Below are 4,339 nucleotides of genomic sequence, written 5' to 3'. Positions count from 1 at the left end.
ATGTTGGCCAGCAACTCGCCAGTGGCCGGGTTAGTGGTGGCGAAGGTATTGCCCGACAGCGCATCGCGGAATTCACCGTTGATGAATGCCTGGGTCGGGAATTTCAATTCAGCGGCCAGCGCCTTGTATTGGTCTTTGCTCAGCAGTTCAGCCATTGGCGTGTCCTTGATGATGGGTTCAGGGGGAGTGGAGGCGAATCAGACTTCATGCCGGACTTCACGCGACGGCGGATAACCGAACACGTCGCTGTAGCACTTGCTGAAATGGCTGCCTGACACAAAGCCGCAGGCAATCGCCACTTCGAGCATCGAAAAGGTTGAGTTCTGAATCAGCCGGCGTGATTCGTTCAGTCGCAGTTGCAGGTAATACTTTTGCGGCGAAGTCCCCAGTTGCTCGCGGAACAGCCGCTGGATCTGGCGCTTCGACAGGCCGGCATAGTGCGCCAGTTGCTCCGGCTCCAGCGGCTCTTCAAGGTTGGCTTGCATCAGCGTGATCAGTTCGCGCAACGGCTTGCAGAGCTTGCGGCGCGGTGACTCACTGGTGCGCTGAAAACGGCTATGGTCGTAGTCGAGCAGGCTGGTCACCGCCTCGGCCAGGTCCGGTTCGCAGGCCTTGGCCAGCCACTTGCGCATCACCTCGAAGGCACCGGCCGGGGTGGCGGCAGTGAGGCGGTCACGGTCGAACACCATGCTATCAAGGCTTACATTGGCATTGGGCGAGCGTTCCGAAAGGGCAGTACGCTGTTCGGAGTGAATCGCACACCGGTAACCATCGAGCAGCCCGGCCCGGCCCAGATACCAGGCGCCGTTCCACAGCCCGCCCAGAGTTATGGGAAAACCGGCGAGCTTTTTCAGCAGGCTGACCAGCCAGTCCGGCACCTGGCGCGGGGTGCGCAGGCCGCCACAGACCATCATCAGGTCGAGATCGGCGATGCGGATGTCGGTCAGTGGCGTGTTGGGCCGGATTGGAATGGCCAGGTCGCTCATGACCTCGCTGTTGCGGTAGCCGAACGTATGGACCTTGACTGAACCAGGGCGGATCAGGTTCGCGGTGGTCAGCACGTCCAGCGCCTGGGTGAAACAGGGCAGGGAGAAATTGTCCAGCAACAGAAAGCCTATGTTCGCGGTTCGCTGGGCCGCGTGCGTTGCAGCTCGGTGCTGCGCTGCCGACGTTGCAATCGTCTCGCACCAGCCATTGTCTATCGCCGTGGTCATGATGGGCATTGTTGCGTGCCAGTGTCTGAAAGAAAGCTGTCCTCAAACGGATAATGGGTCAGCAGCTCATAACCGGTGTCGGTCACCAGCAGTTGGTTCTCCAGCTTGATACCGTCACGTCCGCCGACTTCCCCTACATACGCCTCCACGCACAGCGCCATCCCCGGCTCCAGCACGCCTTCGTAGCCGTAGGACTCCAGGTCTTCCGGATAACGGATGCACGGGTACTCGTCGCACAGGCCGACACCGTGGAACATCACCCCGTAACGCTGCGCACGGCAGCTCTCAGGCAGGCGGTGGCCGCGGCTGGTCAGCTCGGTAAAGCGCACGCCGGGTTTGACCATCTCGATATTGCGGGTGATGTGCTCATGGGCGATACGGTACAGGCGCTTTTGTTCAGCGGTCGGTTCGAGGTCGCCACAAATCCAGCTGCGCGACATGTCGACACACATGCCATAGACGCCGATCAGGTCGGTGTCGAAACTCAGCAGATCACCGTCGCTCAGTACCCGCGGGCCCGATTCCTGAAACCAGGGGTTGGTGCGCGGCCCGGAGCTGAGAATGCGCGTTTCGATCCATTCACCGCCACGGCGGATATTGCCAGCATGCAGAGCGGCCCAAACGTCGTTCTCGGTGGCGCCAGCACGCATCGCCAGGCGCATCTCGGCAATCGAGGCCTCGCAAGAGGCCACCGCGCAGCGCATGGCGAGGATCTCGTCCGGGCCTTTGATGGCACGGGCGAACTCGGTGACTTCCTGACCACTGCACACTTGCACGCCAAGGGCATCAAGGGCGCGCAGCCCGGCCACTTCGATGCGATCCACCGCCAGCCGGCGATTGCTGCCAGCATGGCTGCGCAGCAGCTCATCGACTTGCCCGGCGAAGCGGCGGGCGTGTTGTTCGGTGTGTTCACCGGTCTCGAAGTAGAAAAACGAAGCGCCGCTGCGCAGCTCGCTGACCAGCGGCAGGTGCGCCGACAGGTGATCGCAGCCGTGAAAATCCCACAGCACCACATGGCCACTGGCGGCGACGAAACAGGCGCGGGCCGGGTTGTGGGTGGTCCATAACTGCATGTTGGTGGTGTCGGTGGCGTAGCGGATGTTCAGCGGGTCGAACAGCAGGATGCCGCCCAGGTCGCGCTTGACCAGTTGTTCGCGAATCCGTTGCAGGCGGTATTCACGCATGCTCGGCAGGTGCGGGGCTTGCAGTCCCAGGCTGGCCCATTCGGCGAAGGCCAGCGGGGTGGGGCCGATCTCGACGCGATCGTTATCGTCCTCTGAACCATCGGCTTTGAGGGCGGCCCGTGGTCGGGCCGGGTCGATACGGCGGGCGTGGGTGGGGATGGAAAAAGGGCTGCTCATGACGGTCCGGGCTCGCGGTTATTGTAATGAAACAGGCTGCTGTAAGGCTGTAGGAGCAGCAGTGACCTTTGCAAAAGCTTCGCAGTTGAAGCTGCTCCTACGGGCCAATGCCGATCAGGAAGTCTTCGCGGCTAAAGCCGCTCCTACGGGGCCGGCAAGCGAGCTTATTGTTTGGCGGCGTCGCGTGATGCCTGCAGCCAATGGTCGAACTGCGCACGGTGCGCGGCGACCCATTCCTTGGCGTGGCGGGTGACGTCTTTGGCCTTGTTCTCGCCTTGCTGCATTTTCAGGTTCTGGGTGCTCTCGTCATCGGTGCTGATTTGCACCAGCGACAGGAACTTCAGCGCTGCGGGGTTCTTGGCAGCGAAGTCCTTGTTGACCACGGCAACCACCTTGTCCACGGCAAAGCCCAGATTTTTGCCCTGGTACATCGTATCTACGCCGTTGTTGCCGCCGGGCAGGTCGGTCTTGGGCACCGGCAGCCAGACCACGTCCTTGCCTTCGACCAATACGCCCGAGATCCACTGCGGTACCCAGGTGTAATAGAGGATCGGTTTGCCCGCCTTGTAGCGAGTGATGGTGTCGGCCATCAGCGCGAAGTACGAGCCGCGGTTGACGTTGACGGTCTTCTCCAGACCATAGGCTTTCATGTGGTGATCGATGGTCAGCTCGCAGCCCCAGCCGGGGTTGCAGCCGGTCAGGTCGGCCTTGCCGTCACCGTCTACATCAAACAGCTTGGCGATTTCCGGCTTTTGCAGGTCGGTCAGGCTGGTGATGTTGTGGGCTTCGGCGGTCTTCTTGTCGATCAGGTAACCCTGCAGCACGCCGGGCAGAATGTCGCCTGCCTTGACCAGGGTCTTGTCGCCACCGGCCTTCTGGTAGAAGGTGTCGTGCAGGGTGTTCCATAGGTGGACGGTGAAGTCGGCATCGCCGTTGGCCAGGGCAACCATCATCACGGCATATTCGGTTTCCTTGGGCTCCTGGATCTTGTAGCCCAGCTCACGCAGGCCTTCCATGGCCACTTCGCCGCGAAAACGCTCCTCGGCAATCGGCGGGAAGATCGGTGTGACCTTGACGCCATCGCCGGGTTTCTCGGCAGAGGCCGAGGCACACAGCGAGGCGATGGCCAGCGACAGCGCGGTCGCACACTGCACAAAACGCCGGGAAACGTGGATCTTGTTCATCGTTGCTTACCTTCTTCTGGTTTTTATCCAAGGGCGGCAGATCAAAAAGAGCGAGTCATCAGGCGGTCTTGCGCCGACCTGTAGAAGGGTTGGAACCCAATATTCGCAGCACCAGGCCGACCGGGCCGGTATGGAACCAGCGCCGGCCAGGCTCGGCGGCGGTTCTTTCACCCATCGCCTGGGTCAGGCGGTCGAGGAAGATCGCCAGCAGTACCAGACCGACCCCGCCGACGGTGGCCAGGCCCATGTCCAGCCGGCCGATGCCGCGCAGGACCATCTGGCCCAGGCCGCCGACGGAAATCATCGAGGCGATGACCACCATCGACAGCGACAGCATCAGGGTCTGGTTCATGCCGGCCATGATCGTCGAGGTCGCCAGCGGCAACTGGACGCGGGTCAGCATCTGTCGTGGCGTGCAGCCAAAGGCGCGGGCGGCTTCGATCTTGTCTTCCGGCACCTGGCGAATACCCAGGTTGGTCAGCCGCACCAGCGGCGGCAGGGCAAACACAATGGTGACCAGCACGCCAGGCACGTTACCGATGCCGAACAGCATCACCACCGGCACCAGGTACACAAAGGC

General features: G+C 61.9%; 4 protein-coding genes and 1 pseudogene. All 5 read right to left on the bottom strand.

All coding sequences use genetic code 11. The annotated features are described in order from the left end of the window. A pseudogene (locus NJC38_RS28890) lies at positions 1–155 on the bottom strand (aldehyde dehydrogenase); the annotation flags it as partial. A 42-nt stretch (positions 156–197) separates the two neighbouring features. Further along, positions 198–1,223: a GlxA family transcriptional regulator gene (locus NJC38_RS28885; protein WP_253118181.1), complete on the bottom strand. Its 1,026-nt coding sequence runs from the start codon at positions 1,221–1,223 to the stop codon at positions 198–200. Continuing rightward, positions 1,211–2,575 (bottom strand): dimethylsulfonioproprionate lyase DddP, encoded by a 1,365-nt coding sequence (gene dddP, locus NJC38_RS28880; protein ID WP_045490712.1) that lies wholly within the window; start codon positions 2,573–2,575, stop codon positions 1,211–1,213. Before dddP ends, NJC38_RS28885 begins: the two co-directional genes overlap by 13 nt. Before the next feature lie 164 nt (positions 2,576–2,739). Beyond that, positions 2,740–3,759: a glycine betaine/L-proline ABC transporter substrate-binding protein ProX gene (proX, locus tag NJC38_RS28875; RefSeq protein WP_253118180.1), complete on the bottom strand. Its 1,020-nt coding sequence runs from the start codon at positions 3,757–3,759 to the stop codon at positions 2,740–2,742. Between the two features lie 58 nt (positions 3,760–3,817). Next, a partial coding sequence (locus tag NJC38_RS28870) for an ABC transporter permease subunit (RefSeq protein WP_253118179.1) occupies positions 3,818–4,339 on the bottom strand: 522 nt, incomplete at its 5' end.

Source organism: Pseudomonas sp. 21LCFQ010 (genome assembly GCF_024129905.1).
GTDB lineage: Bacteria > Pseudomonadota > Gammaproteobacteria > Pseudomonadales > Pseudomonadaceae > Aquipseudomonas.
This window is presented reverse-complemented; position numbering and strand designations above follow the sequence as displayed.